Consider the following 20,887-nt stretch of genomic DNA (forward strand, 5'->3'; position numbering starts at 1 on the left):
CGGGACCTGCGGGACGAGCACTCCTGTGCATGATCGCGATCGACGATCGCGATCCGTCGTGTGTGGTGGTGACGTGGCCGGCGCGCCGGGTCGGCGCGCCGGAGCTCGCGCGGTTCGGGGACGAGGTGATCGCGCGGCTGCGCGCGCGAGGAGGCGCGCCGGTCGCGGTGCTGGTCGACGTGCGGCGCGCGGCGCCGCTCGAGCCTTCGGCGGTGGCGCGGCTGCGCGAGCTCGACGCGCGGGTGTGCGAAGCGGGCGTGATCACGCGGCGCGCGATCGTGGTGCCGAGCGTGATCGCGGCGCGTGTGCTCGGCGTGATGATCGCCGCGGCGCGGCCGCGGGTGACGACGCGCGCGTTCGTGGACCTCGAGCGGGCGCGCGCGTGGCTCGCGCCGTGATCACGGGCCGATGGTGTCGAGGTGCTGCGCCCACGCGGCGCGCTGGAAGACGTCGGCCTCGGTCTCGGCGAGGTCGTCGCACACCGTCTCGCAGCTCGTCGTCGGGGCGCGGGTGAGGCCGATCGGGCTCGCGCCGGTGATCGCGGCGTAGAGCACGAGCCCCGAGACGTAGCTGCCGCGGAAGCCGGGGTGCTGGCGATCGTCGAAGTAGAGATCGATCGCGGGCAGCTCGTCCCAGACGCGCAGCCACGCGAGCCCACCCGCGGCGACGCGCACGTCGAGCGCGTGGCCGAGCGCGATCTGCGGGTCCGCCTGGGCGTGGAAGCCCGCGTGATCCGGGCGCTCGACGTACGGCGTCGCGTAGAGGATCGGCGTGGCGCCCACCTCGCGCGCGAGCTCGACGATGCGCGTCGCGTAGTCCTCGAAGAGCCCGGGGAAGCCGGGGAGCGACTCCGCGAGATCGATCGACTCCGCGATGACGATCACGTCGTAGTCGCCGCCCGTGATCGTCTCGGGAAGACGCCGTCCGTCGAGGAGCGGCTGCTCCCAGAGGTCGCGCAGGTTCGCGCCGCCGAGCTCGTAGCGCACGCCCGCGACGCGCGGGCACGCGTCGGGCGCGCTCTCGCTCAGCGACGAGACGAGACGCGGCAGGTCCCAGAACGCGATCTGGCTGTTGCCGACGAAGAGCGTGCGGATCGGATCACGACCGACCCAGGTGCCGCACGAAGGCGGGTCCGACGCGTCGGGCCCGACGTGGTGCCCGCCATCGCGCGGGATCACCCGCGCATCGCGTGGTGCGCGCGCGTCCTCCGAGGGCGCGATCACGCCTCCGTCGAGCTCGTCGGTCGCGCCCGTCTCGCACGCCGCGAGCGCCAGCGCCGCCCACAGCCAACCCGCCCGACGAACGCTCACGCGCAGAGACGTGCTCGCGCCGCCCGGCGATCACAACCCCAGGCGACGTCTGCGATCGCGAGAGCGCCACTCGTCGACGCGATCGCGCGGATGCATCGGCCCGTCGAACTCGAGCACGAACGCCGCATCCAGATCGGTGAGCCCGCGGGTGCGCACGTAGATCGTCTTGCGCGCCCAGGGCAGGAAGAAGAGGCGGAACGGGAAGAAGTTCTTCACCACGACGACGTCGGCCTCGCGCATCGGAAGGCCCATCGCCTCGTAGAACGACGGACGGATCGCGAGCGTCGGGCCCTCGGTCACGACGAGCCGCACCTTGCCGGCGTCCTTGCGCGAGACGTGCGCGGGCGCGTCGAGATCGAGCGCGACACGGCGGCCGAACCCGGGGTCGACACGCTTGCTGCGCACCACCGCGTCGCACGTGATCGGCGCGCCGGCGCGCGCGGGATCGAGCGCGCCACCGAAGCGCACCGAGACCTCGTCGCCGACGTTCTTCGCGTCCATCGCGCGCACGAGCGCGGGGTCGCGCACCGCCGCGTAGCAGACCATACCCTCGCCGCGCTCCAGCAGGGCGCGGATGAGGTGGGTCGAGTCGCCGCTCGAGCCCGCGCTCACCACGTCGGACGCGTCGGACATCACGACCACGCCGAGCTTGCGCGCCCAGGTCGCGCGCTTCGCGTCGTCGACTGCTTGCTCCGCGCTCGCGAAGTCCGGCGTGCGCACGTCGCGCACCGCCCAGCACGCCTCGGCGAGCTCGTCGGCGAGCGACTCGGCGAGCGCAGGATCGCCGTCGGTGATCGCGAGCGTGCTCCACCCGAGATCGCGCGCGTCGTTCCACGGGTGGCACATCATCACGCTCGCGGAGAGCACGCCGCGCTGCTTCTCCATCGCGCGTGCCCGCGCGAAGATCGCGCGCATCGGCGCGAGCAGATCGATCTCGGCGCCGCCTCCGAGCAGCATCGGCAGCGAGCGCCACGCGAGGCGCGGATCGACCTCGCCACGCAGCGCGCGGATCAGGATCGACGCGGCGAGCCCGCCGGTGCGCCCGTGATCGCGATGGGGGTTCGTCGCGTAGGGCACGATGATCTCGCTCGCCTCCGCCATCGTGCGCGAGAGGTTCGCGTGCAGATCGAGCGTGACCGCGACGCGCCCGCCGCTCGCTTCCTTCGCGAGCTGGGTGAGGCGCGCGTCGGGGTTGTCGATGCCGTCGACGCCCATCGCGCCGTGCAGCACGAGCACGACCCCGTCGAGGTCGCGCGCGCGCCGCAGCCCGTCGTCGAGGCGTCCTGCGAGCTCCTCGAAGCACGCCTTGGTCAGCGGCCCACCGGGCACGGCCCACGCGCTGAAGAGCGGCACCGGCTCGACGTCGCCCGCCTTGCGCATCGCGCGCACCGCGCCGCTCAGCTCGGCCCACGGCAGGAACCCCGGCGCCTCGTTGCCGAGCACGCCGCAGCGCGCGAGCAGATCGTCGCCCTCGAGGAAGTGCTGGGCGCGGAAGTCGTCGATCGTGGTGCGCAGCGGCGAGAGCGCGTTCGTCTCCTGCGCGATGCGCGCGATGGCGATGCGGAGTGGCTTCTTGGTGGGCACGTCGCGCGGCAGCGTATCGCATCGTGTAGATTGCGCGCCGATGCCGCTCACGATCCCCTCGCGTGGCCTCGGCGAGAACGAAGTGCTCCGCGCGCTCGACGAGCTCAAGCGCGACGACGCCGACTACGAGCAGGGCCGCACCTTCAGCCTCGTCTACTACGCGGGCCCCGAGCACCAACGGCTCATCGAGAAGGCCTACACGAAGTTCGCCGCGACGAACGCGCTGAACCCGATGGCGTTCTCGTCGCTGCGCCGCATGGAGGCCGAGGTCGTGCGCATGACCGCGGACATGCTGCACGGCGGTCGCGACGTCGTCGGCACGATGACGAGCGGCGGGACCGAGTCGATCCTGCTCTCGGTGAAGACCGCGCGCGATCGCGCGCGCGCGCTCAAGCCGAAGATCGTGAAGCCCAACATCGTCGCGCCCGAGACGATCCACGTCGCGTTCGACAAGGCCGCGCAGTACTTCGGGCTCGAGATGCGCTACGCGCGGCTCGACCGCGATCTGCGCGCCGACGTGAAGGACATGGCGAGCCTCGTCGACGCGAGCACGGTGCTGATCGCGGCGAGCGCGCCGCAGTACCCGCACGGCGTGGTCGATCCGATCGAGGAGATCGGTGCGCTCGCGGAGCGCAAGAAGATCGCGTTCCACGTCGACGCGTGTGTCGGTGGGTTCCTGCTGCCGTGGGTCGAGCGCCTCGGGTATCCGATCCCGCCGTGGGACTTCCGCGTGCGCGGCGTGACGTCGATCAGCGCCGACGTGCACAAGTACGGCTTCGCCTCGAAGGGAGCGAGCACGATCCTCTATCGCGACATGGACTTCTTGCGGCACCAGTTCTTCGTCTCGACGGACTGGCCGGGCGGCATCTACGCGTCGCCGTCGATCCCGGGCACGCGCTCGGGCGGCGCGATCGCGGCGGCGTGGGCGTCGCTGGTCGCGATGGGCGAGAGCGGGTTCCTCGATCACACGCGCCGCGCGATGAGCGCGTCGCGCGCGCTGATCGCGGGCATCGAGCAGATCCCCGAGCTCGAGGTGATGGGCCGCCCCGACGCGACGATCGTGTCGTGGCGCAGCCGGAAGACCTCGGGGCTCGACGTGTACACGCTGGCGGATCGTCTCGAGGACCGCGACTGGAACGTCGATCGCCAGCAGAACCCGCCCTGCATCCACTGCACGGTCACCTCGAACCACGAGGGCGTCGTCGAGGAGTACCTGCGCGACGTGCGCGAGGCGGTGCAGTTCGTGAAGTCGCACCCCGAGCTGCAGTCGCGCGGGAACGCCGCGATGTACGGGATGATGGCGAAGGTGCCGTTCCGCGGGATGGTGAAGAAGAGCGTGCTCGAGGTGATGGAGAAGATGTACGGGCCCGACGCGGCGCGGCCCGACCTCGACATGCTGGGCGGTGGCGAGGACGAGAGCGTCGTGATGAAGCTCGTGAAGAGCTACGGCGATCGCGCGCTCGGCGTGCTCGATCGCCTGAACGACGTGCGCGATCGCTTCCGTCTCACGAAGAAGCGCCGTACCCAGTAGCGCGTCAGTCCGCGACGCAGATCACGCTGCGCGTCGCGCACTCGCCGTCGCCCGAGCGCTGGAGGCCGGATGCGATCTCGAGCGCGCGTGTCTGCGCGGGGCACGCGCAGTCCTCGCCGGTCGCGCACGACGTCGCGCCTTCGCAGCGCAGCTCGGTGTACGCCGACGCGATCGTCGCGCCGGGCTCGGGCGCGCTCGCGAGGCAGAACACGATCCGGGTGCGGCGATCGATGTCGTTGCGGCCGATCCAGCTGCGGCTCGGCGTGAAGCCCTCGGGGCACGCACACTCGCCGGTGTCGCCGTTGGGCTCGAGGCAGCGACGGCTCGGCTCCTCTTCGACGACGTAGGCCCCGCCGTACGAGCCGCTCTCGGGCGTCGTCGCAGCCTCGCAGAGACCGAGGATCGCGTGCACGCGCGGGTCCTCGCGATCGACGCGCCATCGCACCTCGAGCGCGGAGAACGGGCCGCAATTGCACGCGCCGGTCAGCGGGTTCTCGTCGACGCAGGTCCCGTCACCGCGCCGCACGTACGCGCCGCCGAACGCGCTGCAGCGCTGCGAGGTGCCCACGGTGACCGGCTCGAAGCCCGCTTCGCACGACACGCCGCAGGAGCCTTCGTCGCAGCTCGCTTCGCCGTGCGCGGGAGGCGCTTCGCAGGCGGTGCAGTCGCTCGTCGATGCGTCGAGGCCAGCATCGTCGTGCCCGCCATCGTCGAGTCCGGCATCGTCGAGTCCGGCATCGTCGAGTCCGGCATCGTCGAGTCCGCCGTCGTGATCGTCGACGCCTCCTTCGGGCCCGCCGGCGTCGTCGACGTAGAGCCCACCGTCGACCCAGTCGCCGAGAGGAAGACAGCGATAGCTCAGCCGATGTCGCGCGCGACCTTCGTCGCAGGCGCATCGGTTCGCGCCGGCGTTCCACGACGAGCCCTCCGGGCAATTCGGGTCGCCGACGCAGGCGCTGGAGAGGACGGAGAAGAGAAGCGCGGAGCAGAAGAGGAAGCGGTGCATGCGTGATGATCTCGGGTTGCGAACCGAGACCTCGCGCGCCCGCATTCCCTTGGGCGACGCGCGATGTTCGCGTTCAGCGCAGCGCGATCATTCGATGGCTTCGAGCAGCGCGTCCGCGATCGCGTCCGACTCTTCGGGGCGGAACCGCGCGTTCTGCTCGAGGTGCAGGAAGCGCCCGCTCGCGCTCCCCGCGGCGTCGACGCACGCGTCGGGCGCGCCGTTCAGATGGCGGCCTTGCGCGTCCGTCGTCCCGCACAGGCGCGCGTCGCGCGGCACGTCGGGATCGCCGAAGTCGTTGCACGTGGTGATCGACTCGGTCGGGAAGCGTGCGTGCAGCGCGCGCGCGAAGCGTGCGACCGCGCTCGTCTCGCCGGTGTCGCGCGACGTTCCGTCGGACACGCTGATCCCGGCCTCGCTCATTCCGTGCACGCCGACGACGAGCGCGGTGGGGTACGCGGCCGCGAGCGCGACGTGCGCCGCGTGGAAGATCGAGTCCGTCGCGTGCGCCATGTCCGACTCGCGCACCGGCGCGTCGGGGCCACATGCGTCCGCGGTTCCGTCGCAGCCCGATGCGCGATCGCTGCCGCAGCGATGGGTGCCCGCGACGAGCACCGCGCGCGCGCCGGTGCGCGCGAAGATCGCGGCGCTCTCGGCTTCGGTGTCCGCATCCCAGATCGGGTGCGGCGCTTCGAGGATCAGCGGGCGCGCGTCGTCACGCGTGTCGATCACGAGCGTCGCGTGCCCGGTCTCCGGCGCGCTCGGTCGCAGCACGACGAGCTCGGCTTCGTCTCCTTCGCCGCGGCACAGCACGTAGCTCGCCGCGCTCGCCGCGCTCCGCGCGTCGTCGAAGCGCGCCTCGGCGATCGCGGTGACCGCGTCGCCGATCGCATCGCGCGCGGCCGAGGTCGGCGCGCGGTAGTCGTCGGTGTCGCGCGCGATCGGCGCGATGCGCTCGAGCTCGAGCCACACGCGCGCGCCGTCCTCGCACACGTCGAGCGGAGCGTCGTCCGCCGGTGCGTCGATCGTCGGCGCGTCGCTCGTCGCGGCGTCGCGCACGCTCGCGTCGAGATGCGCGGCATCGAGCGCGCTCGCGTCGCGGCTCGTCGCGGCATCGAGCGCGCCCTCGCTCTCTCCGCACCCGACGATCAGCACGATCAGGCCGAGCCGCGCGACGCGCCTCACTCGACCACCACCAGCACGCCGATCATCGGGCCCCCGAGCTCGACGGCGCGCTGCGACGAGTCGAACGGCTGCAGCACCAGGTGGTCGTAGCCCGCGAAGATCTCGACCGAGTCGATGCGCACGCCGAGCGACGCACGCGCCTGCGCCGAGAACGTCTCGCCGATCGTGCCGAACGAGCCCTCGAGCCCGAGCACGACCGACTCGTACACGTCCACGTCGACCCCGAGGATCGCATCCACGCCGAATTGCGGCCCGATCCAGTCCTGGAAGTGACGCACCGCGAGCGCGATGCGCAGCTGCGCGACCTCCTCGTCGATCAAGCGCGCGCCGATGCCGAGCCGTCCGATCGCGAGCGCGTCGAAGCCCGCGTCGCGCGGCTCGAGGTACCCCGAGTACCCGAGCAGCACGTCGATCCGGTACGGCAGCGACACGCGCCCCGAGACCGTCACGCGCGCGACGTCGTCGAACACGTAGCCCGCGTCCGCCGAGATCACGCCCTGCACCTCGGGCCGCACGGTCACGACCTCTTCCTCTCCGACCGCCACGAGCGTGCCCTGCGGCGTGCCCGCGGGCGGCGGCTGATCGGGCACGGCGCGCGGCGGCGGGACGATCGGCGACACCAACCGCACGCCCGCCGAGCCGCCGTACATCGGATCGCGCGGCGGCTCGGCCTCGGCCGCGGGCGGCTGCACGATCACGGTGGTCGTCGTCGTGGTCGTCGTCGTGACCGGCGGCGTCCACGTCGTGCCACCCCAAGGCCGCCACACGCGGTGCGGCGGACGTTCGCGCGTCTGCGGCGGAGGGCTCTCCCGTGGCTGCGGATCGGGCACGTCGGGGCGGTCGTAGCCGCCCCCGAGCGGCGGCCGGACCACGCCGCCCCCGCCACCACCGCGATCCGGCGGGGGCGGTCGCGACGCCGCGCCGCCTCCGCTCGATCCGCCTCCGTCGACCACAACGCTCGCCGGCTCGCGCCCGCGCACCGCGTCCGAGCTGCGCTGCAGCAGCTGCGCGTGCACCGCGGCTGGGTCGGCGCCGAGCAGCGCGAACGTGATCCCGATCCCCGCTACGACCGTCTTGCCCCGCATGCGCGAAGCATGTCCGATCACTTCGCGAGCCGCAGGTTCACGAATTCGGGCTCGTCCGTCACCTCGCGCACCACGTGGGGCGCGAGCCACGCGGGCAACGTCACCTCGGTGCGCTCGTCGGGCAGCTCGATCTCCGCGAGCACCAGATCGCGATCGAGGAACTCGTCGATCTCCCACGTGCGCTCGCCCTCGGGCACCGCGAAGCGGCGCTTGCGCACCCGCTTGCCCTTCGTGAGCGGCCACATCTTCGCGAAGATCTCGCGCGTGGTCTCTTCCTCGACCTCGACGCGCGAGAGGCCACGACCGAGCTTCACCGTGCGGAAGAAGTGCTCCTCGCCGTCCTTCTTCGTGCGGCGCAGCCGCTCGTGGAGCTCGGTGCCCGGCACGTAGCCCTGATCGAGCTGCGTGCACGGGAACGCGCGCGCGTGGTCGGGCACCGCGGAGAGCAGGTACTTGCGCTCGATCTCGCGCGGCAGCTCCTTCGGTCCGAGCCCGTCCGCGAGCGTCTCGACCGAGCCGACCAGCGCGTCGAGCGCTCCGTCGCGCGCGATCCACTCGGTCTTCAGCTGCGCGAACAGCTCCTCGCGGCGATCGTGGGTGCGGCGCACCAGCGCGAGCAGGCCGAGCTGCTCGTCGCCTTCGCTCGACGCGGTCACGCCGTCGCTCGCGTGGCTCTCGGCCTCGTCCGCCAGGCGCGCCGCGCGCTCGACCGCAGCCTGCGCGATCTCCTCGCGCAGCAGCGTCGCGCGCACCGCGACGTCGTTCAGCTCGCCGAGCAGATCTTGCAGGCCCTTGAGGCGCCGCACGATCTCCTTCGCATCCTCGATCGACTCTTCCTTGAGCGGCTCGAGGAGATAGCGGAGGCGCTTGCCGTCCTTGCGCGCCTCGTGCGCGAGCGCCTCGTCCTCGACGGTGTGCACCTCGCGCAGCTTGTCGCGCAGATCTTCGACCTGCTCGCGCAGCAGCGCGGCCGTCGCGTCGGCGAAGCGACCCGCGCCGCGCGCCTCGCCGACCACGTGCTCGATGTCGTAGCGCGAGAGATCGCGGCGCAGCTTCGGCAAGAGCGCGAGCAGCGCGGGCACGGTGTCGTCGCGCAGCGCTCCATACGCATCGTCGTGTTTGGCGACGAGCCGCGACGCGAGCCACGCGACGCCTCGATGCGCGCCACCCTCGAGCTCGCCGCGCACCTGCTCGAGCCACGCGAGCTGCACCTCGGTGTCGCGCGCGGTGCCGGTCTCGGCCACGAGGTCCTTGAGCTTCCTGCGACGCTTCTTCGAGAGCGCGCCGTCGAGCGGCGCGTCGTAGGTCCGCAGCACGGTGCGCAGCTTGCGCAGCGCGACGCGCAGATCGTGGAGCGCCTCGGCGTCCTCGTGATGCGCGGCGATCACGCGCTCACCGGCCGCGCACGCCTCGTCGATCCAGCGCACGGCGAGCCGGCGCGCGCCCTCTTCGGGGATGCACTCGAGCAGCGGGAGCACGCCGGCGCGGGGCGACATCGCGCCGAGCCTAGCAAACGTGTCCTCCGTGGCTCGTGACAGCCCACGTGATGCGCGGATAGTCGCTTATCGCAGCGGATAAACGCGAGCACCACGATTCGCGGCGTTTCCGCGCAGCACGCGCCGGCACGCGCACTGCTCAGGGGCGCCGCGGCGCAACGTCGACGAATCCCTGCGGCGCGCACGGGCCCACAGAAATCGGTGGTGCGTGTTCCGCGAGTTCCGGGCCGTCGAGGTCGCTCCACTCCTTCGCGGGTTCGACTCCCGCCGCCCCCTCCGGGGCGTGCTCTGGTGAGCAGGGCTGACTGAAAATCAGCAAAAGACGTCCGTCTCACACACGGAAGCTGTCCAAACCCAACAACCCCCAATGCCGTTCTGCCGGCGCGTCGAGTCGTGATCCAGCGCGATCACGGCGAAGCACGCGTGGCCCTGCGAGCTGCCGCGTGACCTCGTCACGTGTTGCCCGCGCACGCCCGTCCTCGCGACGCGCGTGTGGCTGGTGGCAGCTCCCGCTGCGCGCGCGAGGCGCGCCCGCGGGGCGGCGCCATCTCCGCGATCGCATCACGCGATCGCTTCGCTCTCGTCTTCCACCAGGAGGGCCGTTCCCATGCGCACCATCATGCTCACCGACACGCAGCGTGGCCTGCTCGTCCGCGCCGGCCGCGTCGCCGGCTGGCTCGAGCCCGGCCAGCACACGCTGTGGCGCGCGACGACCGACGTTCGCGTGCTCGACCTGAACCGCCTCGCGGAGCCGTGGACGCCCGAGCTCGCGCGCGTCGTGCCCCAGGGCGTCGCGGAGTCGATCGTCGTGCCCGAGCGTGCGATCGCGCTCGTGCGCGCCGACGGCCTGCCCGCGAAGGTGCTGGTGCCGGGGCGCTACCTGCTCTGGCAGCAGCGCGCGCAGGTGACCGCGGAGATCGTGAGCACGCTGCCGACGTTCGCGTCGGGTGTGCCCGAGGCGTTCGTGCCGCTGGTGCCGGCGTCGCTGCTCCGCACGATCGTCGTGCAGCCGTGGGAGCGCGCGCTGCTCGTGATCGACGGCGCGGCGGTGCGTCTGCTCGAGCCGGGCCGCCACCTCGTGTGGAGCGAGGGTCGCGTCGTGCAGGCACTGCCGGTCGATCTGCGCGAGCGTGAGACCCAGGTCGTCGGGCAGGAGGTCATGACCGCCGACAAGGTGACGATCCGCATCAACCTCGTCGCGAAGACGAAGGTGGTCGACGCGCAGCTCGCGTGCGCGGCGACGGTGGATCTGAGCGCGGCGCTCTACACCGAGGCGCAGCTCGCGGCGCGTCGTTTCGTCGCGGGCCACACCGTCGATCAGCTGCTCGAGCGTCGCGAGGACGCACGCCGCGTGATGCGCGAGTCGCTCGCGGAGCGCGCGCGCACCTGGGGCGTCGAGGTGCTCGAGCTCGACCTGAAGGACGTGGTCCTTCCGGGCGAGATGAAGAGCATCCTGAACCAGGTGATCGAGGCGGAGAAGCGCGCGGCGGCGAACGTCGTGCTCCGTCGCGAGGAGACGGCGGCGACGCGCAGCCTCGCGAACACCGCGAAGCTCCTCGAGCAGAACCCGACGCTGCTGCGCCTGAAGGAGCTCGAGGCGTGGAAGGAGATCGCGGAGCGCGTGGGCCAGGTGACGATCGTCGCCGCGCCGAGCGAGCTCATGAGCCGTCTCGCGCTGCCGGGCGCGCAGCGTTAGGCGGGCACACACGGGCGAGCCCGGGCACGTGGTGGTGCCCGGGCTCGTTCTCATCTCGCGAGCTGGGCCTCGAGGCGCGCGACGGTGAGCTCGGCCATCGAGCTGACGACCCAGTGCGCGCCGTGATCGCGCAGCGCGTCGCGGTTGCCGCCGCGATCGACGCCGACCACGAGGCCGAACCCGCCCGCGCGTCCCGCGGCGACGCCTGCGGTCGCGTCCTCGACGACCACTGCGTCGGCCGGTGCGAACGCGCCGAGGCGACGCAGGCACTCGAGGAACATGTCGGGCGCGGGCTTGCTCGCGAGGCGCATCCGCTCGAGCTCGTTGCCGTCGACGATCGCGTCGAAGAGCTCGAGGATCCCCGCGCGCTCGAGCACCGGGATGCAGTTGCGGCTCGACGACGCGACGCCGCGCGTGATGCCGCGATCGCGCAGCGCGCGCACGAGGTGCACGGCGTGCTCGTCGACCTCCACTCCGTCGCGCGCGATCGCGTCGCGGAACCAGTGATCCTTCTGGGCCGCGAGGCCCTCGACGGTCGGTGCGCCTTCGGGATCCGACGCGTCGCCCTCGGGCAGCGTGATGCCGCGCGACGCGAGGAACGTGCGCACTCCGTCGCGGCGCGCGCGACCGTCGACGTACGCGAGGTAGTCGCGCTGGATGTCGAACGGCTGGAACCCGACACCCTCGCGAGCGCGCAGGAACCCGTCGAACAGCGACTTCCACGCGGCGGCGTGGAGGCGCGCGGTGCGCGTGAGCACGCCATCGAGATCGAACACCACGGCGGCGAGCGTCATCCGCGCCCCACGCGCCGGTGCGCATCGGCACCGGCGCCGCGACGGAACGGCTCGCGCCCCGCGGGCGGTGCGACGGTCGGGACCTGCTCGCGCACCGGGCACGGCATGAGCCGCGACGCGTCGTGCTCCAGCGTGAAGCGCTCGCCGTGGTGCTCGAGCTCGATCGGATCGCCGCTGCGCAGCTCGTAGCGCGCGTCGTGAGGCGTGATGTCCACGCGGATGCAGCGACCGCGCATCAGGAGGTGGAACGCGAGGCGCGTCATCGGCGCGACCAGCCGCGGCGCGAACGCGAGCACGTCACCCTGATCGCGCATCCCGCCGAAGCCCGCGACCGCGACGAGCCACGCGCCCGAGAGCGCCGCGAGGTGCAGCCCGTCCGCGGTGTTGCCCGCGATGTCGCGCAGATCGACGAGCGCGGTCTCGCGGAAGTACTCGTACGCGAGCTCGAGGTGACCGACCTCCGCGGCGACCACGCCCTGGATCGACGCGGAGAGCGTCGAGTCGCGCACCGTGATCGCCTCGTAGTGCTCGAAGTCGCGCCGCTTCTGCTCGAGCGTCATCTCCTCGCCGCAGAGGAAGAGCGCGAGCACGAGGTCGGCCTGCTTCACGACCTGGCTCGAGTAGAGCAGGTAGTACGGGAAGTGGAGCAGCAGCGGGTACGCGTCGGGCGGCGTGTCCTCGAAGCGCCATCGGCGGAAGCGCGTGAAGCCGTCGCACTGCGCCGTGACGCCGAGCTCGGTGTCGAACGGGACGACGATCGCGCCCGCGGCCTCGCGCCACTTCGCGATCTCTTCGCCGTCGACGCCGAGCGCGGCGGCGCGCTCGGGGTGTCGCTCGGCGGCGCTCGCGGCGCTGCGGAGGTTGCGCGCGGCCATGAGGTTCGTGAACGTGTTGTTGTCGCAGAGCGCGGTGTACTCGTCGGGCCCGGTCACGCCGTCGATGCGGAAGCCGCCCTCGGCGTCGTGGTGCCCGAGCGAGGCCCACAGGCGCGCGGTCTCGACCAGCATCTCGACGCCGACGTCGCGCTCGAACGCGGTGTCGCCGGTCGCGCTCACGTAGCGGCGCACCGCGTCGGCGATGTCGGCGTTCACGTGGAACGCGGCGGTGCCCGCGGGCCAGTAGCCGGAGCACTCCTCGCCGCGGATCGTGCGCCACGGGAAGCACGCGCCGCGAAGGTGCAGCTGCGCGGCGCGTGCGCGCGCGAGCGGAAGCGTCGAGTGACGCCAGCGGAGCGCGTCGCGCGCTGCGTCGGGCGTCGTGTACGTGAGCACCGGCAGCGTGTACGTGTCCATGTCCCAGAAGGTGTGCCCGTCGTAGCCGCGGCCGGTGAGGCCCTTCGCGGGGATCGCACGGTTCTCCGCGCGCGCCGCGGCCTGCACGATCTGGAAGATCGCGAAGCGCATCGCCTGCTGGAGCTCGGGGTCTCCGTCGATCTCGACGTCCGCGTGCTCCCACACCGTGTCGAGGTACGCGCGCTGCGCGGCGAGCAAGCCGTCCCATCCGGTGCGCCGCGCCGCGGAGAGCGCGGCATCGACCTGATCGCGCAGCGCGGGCATCGAGCGCTCCGCGGACCAGCCGTACGCGAGCAGCTTCACGACGCGCAGCGTCCGGCCGGGCGCGAGCTCCGTGCTCACCGTCACGCGCGCGAGATCGGTCTCGCTCTCCGCGCTCGACACCGTGCCCTCGGGACCGTCGATCACGTGATCGAGCGCGGCCGCCATGCGCAGCCCGCTCACCCGCGCGCGGTGGCCCATCGCGACCTCGCTGTCGCGCGCCGTGTGGTACTCGCACACGAGCGCGCCGCGGAGCGCGGCGGCCGAGCGCGGATCGTCCTCGCCGTGCACGATCGTCGGCTCGTTCGCGACGACCGAGGACTGCACGACGATGCGCGCGGGCGCGCCGATGGCCTCGACCTCGTAGCAGACCGCCGCGATCGCGCGCTGCACGAACGAGACGAGGCGCGTCGAGCGCACGCGCACCGCCTGGCCCGCGGGCGAGGTCCACATCACGTCGCGGCGCAGCACGCCGTCGCGCAGGTCGAGCACGCGCTTGTGGCGCTCGAGGGTGCCGTAGCGCACGTCGAAGGGCTCGTCGTCGACCAGCAGCCGCACGAGCTTGCCGTTGGTCACGTTGAGCAGCGTCTGGCCCTCTTCGGGATAGCCGTAGCCCGGCTCCGCGTAGGGCAGGGGGAGCGCCTCGAAGAAGCCGTTGAGGTACGAGCCGGGCTCGCGGTGCGGCTCGCCCTCGTCGAGGTTGCCGCGGAGGCCGATGTGCCCGTTCGAGAGCGCGAACACGGACTCGCTCGTCGCGAGCCGATCGAGCCGCAGCGATCGCTCGACGATCGCCCAGGGCGCGATCTCGAACGCGCTGCGATCGATCACGGGCTCTCCTGCGCGTGGTGCACCGGAGAGGACGTAGGCACCGCGACGTCGGAAACCTGAGACGAAACGCGCTCGGTCCGGCCACTCCATGCGCGGGAGGCACGCGTGACCGTGAGACGATGGCGGAGGCAGGGGCTGCTCGGGATCGCGCTCTCGCTCGGCGCGTGCGCGAGCGCGGACGATCGACCGCTCGACGCGGCGGTGCCGCTCGATGCGACGTCCGTGCTCGACGCGACGGTGCTCGACGCGACGACGGTGCTCGACGCGACGACGGTGCTCGACGCGGGCGCGACGGGCTGCGACACGACGACCGAGCTGCTCGATCTCGAGGCGCAGCTCGCGAGCGGGCCCGAGACGTGCCGCAGCTGGGCCGACGCGGTGCGCGGCCGCGTCGCCGTGAACGGCTTCGGGAGCTCGGTGCTCTGGTCGGCGCGCGGCGAGCCGCGCCTGGGGGTGGTCGTCGGCGCGATGCATGTGCTCGGGCCCGGGTGGTTCGGCGGAGAGCCGGGCACCGACGTGGCCGAGCGCCTCGCGGCGCCGAGCGACGACGAGTCCGGCATCATGCGGATCCGGGTGCGCACCGCGAGCGGCGCGATCGACCGCACGTTCGTCTCGCCGCAGTGGGTCACCTATCGCCCATCGATTCCCGCGGCGCAGCACGAGGACGTCACGACGATCCTCCCGCGTCACGATCTCTTCGTCGGGCTGGTCGACGGCCATCGCGCGCAGGACGATCTCGTCGCGCCGCTCGCGCCGACGTTCGCCGACCGCAGCGCGCTCGCGATCCACGATCCACGCGGGCTCGTGGACGACGAGCGCTCGTTCGTCGACGCGACGCCGGGCGGGCTCGTGATGTTGATCGGCTATCCACAGGCGGGCCCGGAGGGCGGCGCGTTCTCGATCGGGCGCGTGCTCGACGACGAGGGCGCGCGCGCCGCGATCGAGTGGCTCGCCGATCAGGGCGACGAAGAGGGCGAGATCGCGTACGAGCCCGAGGTCGAGGCGATCGTCGAAGGGCACGCGGTCGCGGGCATGAGCGGCGGCGGTGCGTTCGATCGCGACGGGCGGCTCGTCGGCGTGCTCGTGCGCGCGAGCGATCCCGAGGCCGAGCGGCAGTACGTACGCGTCGTGCGCATGCGCTACGTCGCCGAGTCGGTCGCTCGCGCGCGCGCCGCGCTCGACGCATCGGCGCGCGCTGCGATCGATCCGCTGCTGCCTCCGCTCGAGTGATCAGTCGAGGACGATCACCATCACCGCGTACTGGCCCCACGCCGCGCCAGGCACGCGATGCCACGCGAGCCCTACGCCGAGCCGCAGCGCGGGGCGCGCGAGGAGCTCCTCGGGCCACGCGAGCTGATCAGCCGAGAGGCCTTCCATCAAGAGCGCTTGCACGCGTCGCCCCGGCGCGCGCGACGCCGTCTCGTTCATCACCGCCTCGAGCGCCTGGCCCGGCGTGCGCGTCCCGCGCTGCACCGCGGCGCTCGCCTGCTGCATCCCCGGGATGTTGCCGACGAACGAAGGTGCGGCGAGGCCCCGCGCAGCGCGCGCCGCGACGAGCGAGCGCATCACCTGCTCGCGCGCCCGCTCGAGCTCGCTGCCTTCGAAGAACGCATAGGTCGCGAGCAGCCCGACGAACGCCTGCTGCTCGGCGTCCCAGCGCACGCCGATCGCCGCGCCGCGCATCTCGGGATCGAGCAGCACCGCGCGCGTCCACGGATCTTCGACCAGCAGCGCGAGCCACTCGCCGGCGTGACGCGTCGCGATGATCGCCGCCGAGCCGAGCCGCGCGTCGCGGATCGTCCCGCCCGAGACGTTCCAGCCGGCCATCACGCCGAGGCCGATCACGTCGGCGGCCTCGGACTGACCTCCGAGGTGCGCCGCGAGCCAGCTCGGCACGAGGCCCTGCAGCGTCGCGCTCTGCGCGAGCTCGAGCGCGAGCGGCGCGCGACCGGTGCGCGCACGCAGCGCGTTGGCGCGCGCGAGCAGCGCCTCGACGAGCGCGCCGGGCTCGCTCGCGGTCGCCAGCGCGGGGTCGACCTCGAGGGCCGGCATCGTCGCGGCGTCGTCGCGGCGCAAGAGCACGCGACCGACCGCGCGACCCAGCAGGCGGCCCGGCGGGAACGCCATGATCTCGACGCGCGCCATGCGATCGTCGAGGTGCATCGGGCAGCGAATCGCGATCTCGGGCAGCGCGACGTCGGGCGCGAGCGCGCAGCGCGCGAAGTCCGCGGGGCCGAACGTGACGTACGCCTCGACGTTCTGCGCCGCGCTGCGCAGCCGCCCGCGCAGCACCACGCCGTCGCCCTGCACGAGCGGCGCGCGCGTCGTGAGATCGAGCTCTTCGATCGCGCCGACGAACGCCGCGACGACGAAGCCGTTCGCGGCGCGCTCGACGTGCATCCCGACGTGGGTCGCGCCCTGCTGCGCGAGCGACGCGAAGCGCTCGCGCGCCATCGTGCGGAGCGGCTCGCCGTAGGTCGCGAGGAACGCCGCATCGGTCGTGCTCGCGGGCACCGTGACGTGGCTCGACTCGACGAAGAACTGGATCGCGGTCGATCCGCAGCGCGTGAGCGCGAAGTGCGCGAGCCGCGTGTCGACCGGCCCGGGATGCGCCGCGAGATGACGCGCGACCTCGCGCGCACCGCACGTCACCGCGCGCGAGATCGGCGGCGCGCCGGTGACGCGCGCCGCGACCTCGGGCCCGATCGCCTCGAGCGGTGTCGTGGGCGCGAACGGCGCGCGCGGATCGTCGTCGGGGAAGGGCCCGCCGAGCGTCCACACGTCCGGCCACAACGCGGTCGGCGCGGCTGGGTGCGTGGAGGTGGGCGCCGCCGCGACGATGCGATCCAGCTGATCGCGCGACGGGAATTGCGCGGCGGGCTGCGAGCGCTGGGCGGCGAGCGAGCCCGACGACCGGACGTTCATCGCGCCGCCGCCGCACCCGGCGAGCACGAGCGTGAGAGAGACGAGGAGGTTCCGCATGGGCGCCGCTGATACGACGCGCCGCGCGCGCGGGCCAGCCGACGATCAGCGGCACGCCTCGAGCGACCACTCCACCTCGGTCACGCCGTACGACGGCGCGCCGTCGAACACGCGGAGCCGCGCGCTCGTCACCTCGATGCTCGACGACGGCACGATCGCGAGCCGCGATCGCGTCGACGGACACGACGCGCGCTCTCCGTCGACGCACCGCTCGTAGACGTAGCGCTCGCCGCGCGCGATCTCGACCGTGCTCTGGGGATCGCCTTCGCTCGAGCCGCCCTGGTAGCAGCACGAGATCCACGACCCGTCGCTGCGCTCGAGCTCGAGGCGCGTCCAGTGATCGCCGGCGTTGCCGTCGCTCACGTCGAGCCACAGGGGGATCGTCACCGAGCGCGCCGGCGAGAACGAGTGGCTCGCGACAGTGGTGCGCGGCGGATCGGCGCACTCGCTCGCGCGCAGCATCACCACCGTGCAGCTCCCGCCGTCGATCACCGGCACGCCGGCGTCGCTGCCCGCGTCGATCTCCTCGAACGTTCCCGCGTCCTCTTCGACGTGCGCGTCGACCGGTGGATCGATCGGCACCCACGCGTCCGCGAGCACGATGCCCGCGTCGTCGGGCGCGACCGGGTCGAACCCGATCCTCCCGCACCCGCCGATCGCGACCGCGACGACGACCGCCGAAACGCGCACTCGCGTGCGCCGTGCTCCCCAGCTCCCCACGTACGCTCCCCTGACCACGCGCGAACGGCGCGTGCTGCCGCCCGCCCGGTTAGCGCGCTGCGTGCCAGAGCGAGCTGAGGTCCGCAGTCCTCACGTGAGCCCGCGGAGCGGTCCGTTGCAGAAGTCGCGATCGCCGAACACGTCGGTCTCGACGCCGAACGCCTGGCACAGCGAGACCAGCAGATCGTTGTGCGGCGTCTCGTCGCCGTCGAACTGCAGATAGCGACCGGTGCGGAAGTGCGGCGTGCCGTCGTCGTTCGCGACGTTGCCCGCGAGCACGAACGGGATGTTGCGCAGCGTGTGGCTGTTGCCCTTCCCGAGCTCGTTCACCCAGAGCACGACGGTGTGATCGAGCATCGAGCCCTCGCCCTCGGGCGTGCTCGCGAGGCGCTCGAGCACGTACGCGTACTGCTCCGCGTACCAGGTGTTGATGCGCACGAGCTTCTCGACCGCGTCGGTGTTGCTGTCGCCCTCGTGCGAGAGATCGTGGTGGTTCTCGGTCACGCCGAGGTGCGGGAACGGGATGTTGCCGACCGAGTTGGTCCACTGGATCGAGCCGACGTTCGTGAGCCCGCACGCGAACGCCATGCACATGAGGTCGGTCTGCAGCCGCACGATCTCCGGGAAATTCTCGGCGCGTCGATGATCGATCGCGGTGCCCAGCTCGGGGATGCGGCACTCCGCGCCGAGCGCGCCGGGCGCGCTGATCCGGCGCTCGATGTCGCGGATCGTCTCGAGGTGCAGCGCGAGGCGCTGGCGATCGGGCGCCGCGAGCCGCGCGCTCAGCCGCTCGTAGTCCGCGAGGTTGTGATCGAGCACGCTCTGCCGCAGCGCGAGGCGACGGCGCGCCGCGTCGGGATCGATCGACGCGTCGCCGAACAAGCGCTCGAACGCGCGCCACGGGCTCGCCTCGGGCGGCAGCGGCTCGTTCGCCGCGCGATAGCTCATGCGCGTCCAGACGTTCGCGTACTCGGGGCTCATCGCGCCGAGCTCGAGCGAGCGGAAGCGCGTCGAGCCTCCGATCTGGTTCGCGATCGCTTGATCCACCGAGAGATCGCTGGCCCAGCTCACCGGCGGGCACGAGTCGCAGCCGCCCACGACGTCGCCCGGGAGCAGCGGCACGCCCGTGAGCACGTGGCCCATGCCCTTCTGGTGTCCGTCGCCCGGCCCGCGATCGGTCGAGAGCATCGACACGCCAGCGAGCACCAGCACGCGCTCGCGATACGGCTCGAGCGGCGCGAGGATGCGCTTGAAGCGGAAGTCGGTCTCGCCGCCCTCGGGCCGCCACTCGTCGGGCCAGGTGCCGTTCGGCGAGAACACGACGAGCAAGCGCTTCGGCGGCGCTCCGTCCTGCGCACCGGCGCCGTTCAGCAGCCGCAAGAAGGGCAGGGCGATCGCGCCGAACCCGACCGCGCCCACGAACGCGCGGCGGCGCAGCGTCTTCTGCTGGAACATCGGGAGCAGCATCAGCGCGCCTCCGGGATGCGACGGTGCGTGAACGCGTCGGAGGTCACGAGCGCGACGACGAGCTCGCGCACGTCGTGGCCCGACTCGGAGAACGCATCGTCGATCGCGTCGGTCGAGCAGCGATCCTGCGCGGTCTCGATGCGCCCGATCGCATAGCGGAACCACTGACGCGCGATGCACTCGTGCACCGTCTCGCTCGCGGCGAGGCGCTCGCTCAGCTCGATCACTCCGTCGAACGCGCCGCTCGCGTCGCCGCCCGACACGATCTCGCCGCTCGCGTCGATCGCCTGGCCCTCTTCGGTCGCGCGGAACCGACCGATCGCGTCGTAGCCCTCGAAGCCGAACCCGATCGGATCGATCAGCGAGTGACACGCGGCGCACGACGGATTCTCGCGGTGCTCGCCGAAGCGCTCGCGCGTCGTGAGCCCCGGCATCAGATCGGGCGGCGTGGTGTCGACGTCGGCGGGCGGCGGCGGCAGCTGCTGACACAGCAAGCGCTGCCTCACGAAGATGCCGCGATGGATCGGATCGCTCTGGTTCGACTTCGCGAGCAGCGCGAGCAACCCCGGCTGGGTGAGCAGTCCGCCGCGCTGGCTCGGATCGATCTCGACCGCGCGCAATTCCTCGCCGGTGATCCCGGTGAGCCCGTAGATCGGCGCGAGCCGCTCGTTCACGTAGGCAGTGCCGTCGCCGACGAGCAGCGCGTCGAAGTCGCCGCCGTCGCGCAGCATCGCGTCGACGTACGCCTCGATCGACGCGCGCATGTCGCTCGCGAGCGCGCGATCGAACTCGGGGTGAATCGCCGAGTCCTTCTCGATCGTCCCGAGCCGATCGAGATCGAGCCACTGCCGCGTGAAGTCGTGCAGACCGCGCGCGGCGCGTGCGTCCTCGAGCATGCGTCGCGCCTGCATCTCGACGTTCGCGGGATCGTCGAGCTCGCCAGCCTCCGCCGCGTCGAGCAGCTCCTCGTCGGGCACCGATCGCCAGAGGAAGAACGCGAGACGGCTCGCGATCTCGTGCCCCGAGAGCGGCATCACCGCGCCCGGCGCGGCGTCGGGCTCGGCGCCTTCGACGTGATAGAGGAAGCTCGGCGACACCAGGATCGCCTCGAGCACGACCTGGATCCCGGTGCGGTGATCGCCGAGCGCCGCGCCCTCGCGATAGAGCGCGCGCAGCGACGCGCTCTCCTCGCTCGTGAGGGGACGACGATACGCGCGACGCCCGAAGCGCTCGATGAATTCCGAGGCGCACGCCTCGCCGGCAGCGCATCCGGTGAGCGCATCGAGATCGGCGGTCGCGCGCTCGGCGGTCGACGTCGCGGCGTCGAGGTACTGCTCGACGAGCAGCGGCGAGACCGCGCCGCCCACCTCGAAGCCCGTCGTGATGTCGTCGGGCGCGAATTCGCGCGCGGGGCGCGACGTGTCACCGAGCAGATCTTCGATCGCGTAGTCGTACTCGGTCCGCGTCAGCCGCGTGATCGCCGAGGGCGCGACCGCCGGTGTGCCGCACGTCGCCGGCCCGCCCCCGCCGCGATCGCCGAGCCCGCGTGGGCCCGTCGGTCCGTCGAGCAGCGTGCCCTCGCAGCCCGCGAGCGCGAGCACGAGCCCGAAGAAGAGCGCCGTCGACCTCCCCATGCAGCGCGTCTGCTCAGCA

General features: G+C 72.5%; 17 protein-coding genes. 5 read left to right on the forward strand and 12 right to left on the reverse strand.

What is annotated here, in order from left to right:
• Window positions 1-29 precede the first annotated feature (29 nt).
• Complete coding sequence (locus DB32_RS42220; protein ID WP_053238328.1) at window positions 30-398, forward strand: STAS/SEC14 domain-containing protein; 369 nt, start codon at window positions 30-32, stop codon at window positions 396-398.
• Here DB32_RS42220 and DB32_RS42225 read toward each other — a convergent pair whose 3' ends face one another.
• The gene (locus tag DB32_RS42225; protein ID WP_053238329.1) at window positions 399-1,310 is read right to left on the reverse strand and encodes a hypothetical protein; all 912 of its coding nucleotides are present in this window, start codon (window positions 1,308-1,310) and stop codon (window positions 399-401) included. It lies immediately after the preceding gene.
• A 30-nt stretch (window positions 1,311-1,340) separates the two neighbouring features.
• Window positions 1,341-2,894 (reverse strand): M81 family metallopeptidase, encoded by a 1,554-nt coding sequence (locus DB32_RS42230; protein ID WP_053238330.1) that lies wholly within the window; start codon window positions 2,892-2,894, stop codon window positions 1,341-1,343.
• A 40-nt stretch (window positions 2,895-2,934) separates the two neighbouring features.
• Between DB32_RS42230 and DB32_RS42235 the strand changes: the two genes are divergently transcribed.
• On the forward strand, window positions 2,935-4,425 hold the full coding sequence (locus DB32_RS42235) for a pyridoxal phosphate-dependent decarboxylase family protein (RefSeq protein WP_157070341.1): 1,491 nt from the start codon (window positions 2,935-2,937) through the stop codon (window positions 4,423-4,425).
• A 4-nt stretch (window positions 4,426-4,429) separates the two neighbouring features.
• Here DB32_RS42235 and DB32_RS47755 read toward each other — a convergent pair whose 3' ends face one another.
• On the reverse strand, window positions 4,430-5,026 hold the full coding sequence (locus DB32_RS47755; protein ID WP_157070342.1) for a hypothetical protein: 597 nt from the start codon (window positions 5,024-5,026) through the stop codon (window positions 4,430-4,432).
• 96 nt (window positions 5,027-5,122) lie between these two features.
• On the opposite strand from DB32_RS47755, the gene DB32_RS47760 reads away from it, so the two are divergent.
• On the forward strand, window positions 5,123-5,437 hold the full coding sequence (locus DB32_RS47760; RefSeq protein ID WP_157070343.1) for a hypothetical protein: 315 nt from the start codon (window positions 5,123-5,125) through the stop codon (window positions 5,435-5,437).
• A gap of 81 nt (window positions 5,438-5,518) precedes the next feature.
• Here DB32_RS47760 and DB32_RS42245 read toward each other — a convergent pair whose 3' ends face one another.
• Genes DB32_RS42245 through DB32_RS42255 form a run of 3 tightly spaced genes read right to left on the reverse strand, consistent with a single transcriptional unit; the run spans window position 5,519 to window position 9,194 of the window.
• Complete coding sequence (locus DB32_RS42245) at window positions 5,519-6,613, reverse strand: hypothetical protein (protein ID WP_053238333.1); 1,095 nt, start codon at window positions 6,611-6,613, stop codon at window positions 5,519-5,521.
• Entirely contained in the window at window positions 6,610-7,698 is a 1,089-nt protein-coding gene (locus tag DB32_RS42250) for a hypothetical protein (protein WP_053238334.1), read from the reverse strand. Before DB32_RS42250 ends, DB32_RS42245 begins: the two co-directional genes overlap by 4 nt.
• 17 nt (window positions 7,699-7,715) lie before the next feature.
• Window positions 7,716-9,194, reverse strand: a complete 1,479-nt coding sequence (locus DB32_RS42255; RefSeq protein ID WP_053238335.1) for a CHAD domain-containing protein — start codon at window positions 9,192-9,194, stop codon at window positions 7,716-7,718.
• 607 nt (window positions 9,195-9,801) lie between these two features.
• On the opposite strand from DB32_RS42255, the gene DB32_RS42260 reads away from it, so the two are divergent.
• Window positions 9,802-10,890 (forward strand): slipin family protein, encoded by a 1,089-nt coding sequence (locus DB32_RS42260; protein WP_053238336.1) that lies wholly within the window; start codon window positions 9,802-9,804, stop codon window positions 10,888-10,890.
• A gap of 50 nt (window positions 10,891-10,940) precedes the next feature.
• Here DB32_RS42260 and DB32_RS42265 read toward each other — a convergent pair whose 3' ends face one another.
• Entirely contained in the window at window positions 10,941-11,684 is a 744-nt protein-coding gene (locus tag DB32_RS42265) for an HAD family hydrolase (RefSeq protein ID WP_053238337.1), read from the reverse strand.
• A complete protein-coding gene (locus DB32_RS42270) occupies window positions 11,681-14,065 on the reverse strand; it encodes a glycoside hydrolase family 65 protein (protein WP_053238338.1) in 2,385 nt (794 codons plus the stop codon). Before DB32_RS42270 ends, DB32_RS42265 begins: the two co-directional genes overlap by 4 nt.
• Before the next feature lie 105 nt (window positions 14,066-14,170).
• Here DB32_RS42270 and DB32_RS42275 point away from each other — a divergent pair, with 105 nt between their 5' ends.
• Window positions 14,171-15,295: a serine protease family protein gene (locus DB32_RS42275; protein WP_053238339.1), complete on the forward strand. Its 1,125-nt coding sequence runs from the start codon at window positions 14,171-14,173 to the stop codon at window positions 15,293-15,295.
• On the opposite strand, the gene DB32_RS42280 is transcribed toward DB32_RS42275, so the two are convergent.
• From DB32_RS42280 to DB32_RS42295, 4 genes are all read right to left on the reverse strand, one after another.
• Window positions 15,296-17,047: a hypothetical protein gene (locus DB32_RS42280; protein ID WP_053238340.1), complete on the reverse strand. Its 1,752-nt coding sequence runs from the start codon at window positions 17,045-17,047 to the stop codon at window positions 15,296-15,298.
• A 45-nt stretch (window positions 17,048-17,092) separates the two neighbouring features.
• On the reverse strand, window positions 17,093-17,737 hold the full coding sequence (locus DB32_RS42285; protein ID WP_053238341.1) for a hypothetical protein: 645 nt from the start codon (window positions 17,735-17,737) through the stop codon (window positions 17,093-17,095).
• A gap of 120 nt (window positions 17,738-17,857) precedes the next feature.
• Complete coding sequence (locus tag DB32_RS42290; RefSeq protein WP_053238342.1) at window positions 17,858-19,234, reverse strand: DUF1552 domain-containing protein; 1,377 nt, start codon at window positions 19,232-19,234, stop codon at window positions 17,858-17,860.
• Window positions 19,234-20,868 (reverse strand): DUF1592 domain-containing protein, encoded by a 1,635-nt coding sequence (locus tag DB32_RS42295; protein ID WP_053238343.1) that lies wholly within the window; start codon window positions 20,866-20,868, stop codon window positions 19,234-19,236. Before DB32_RS42295 ends, DB32_RS42290 begins: the two co-directional genes overlap by 1 nt.
• Window positions 20,869-20,887 lie beyond the last annotated feature (19 nt).

Source organism: Sandaracinus amylolyticus, assembly GCF_000737325.1.
Classification (GTDB): domain Bacteria; phylum Myxococcota_A; class Polyangia; order Polyangiales; family Sandaracinaceae; genus Sandaracinus; species Sandaracinus amylolyticus.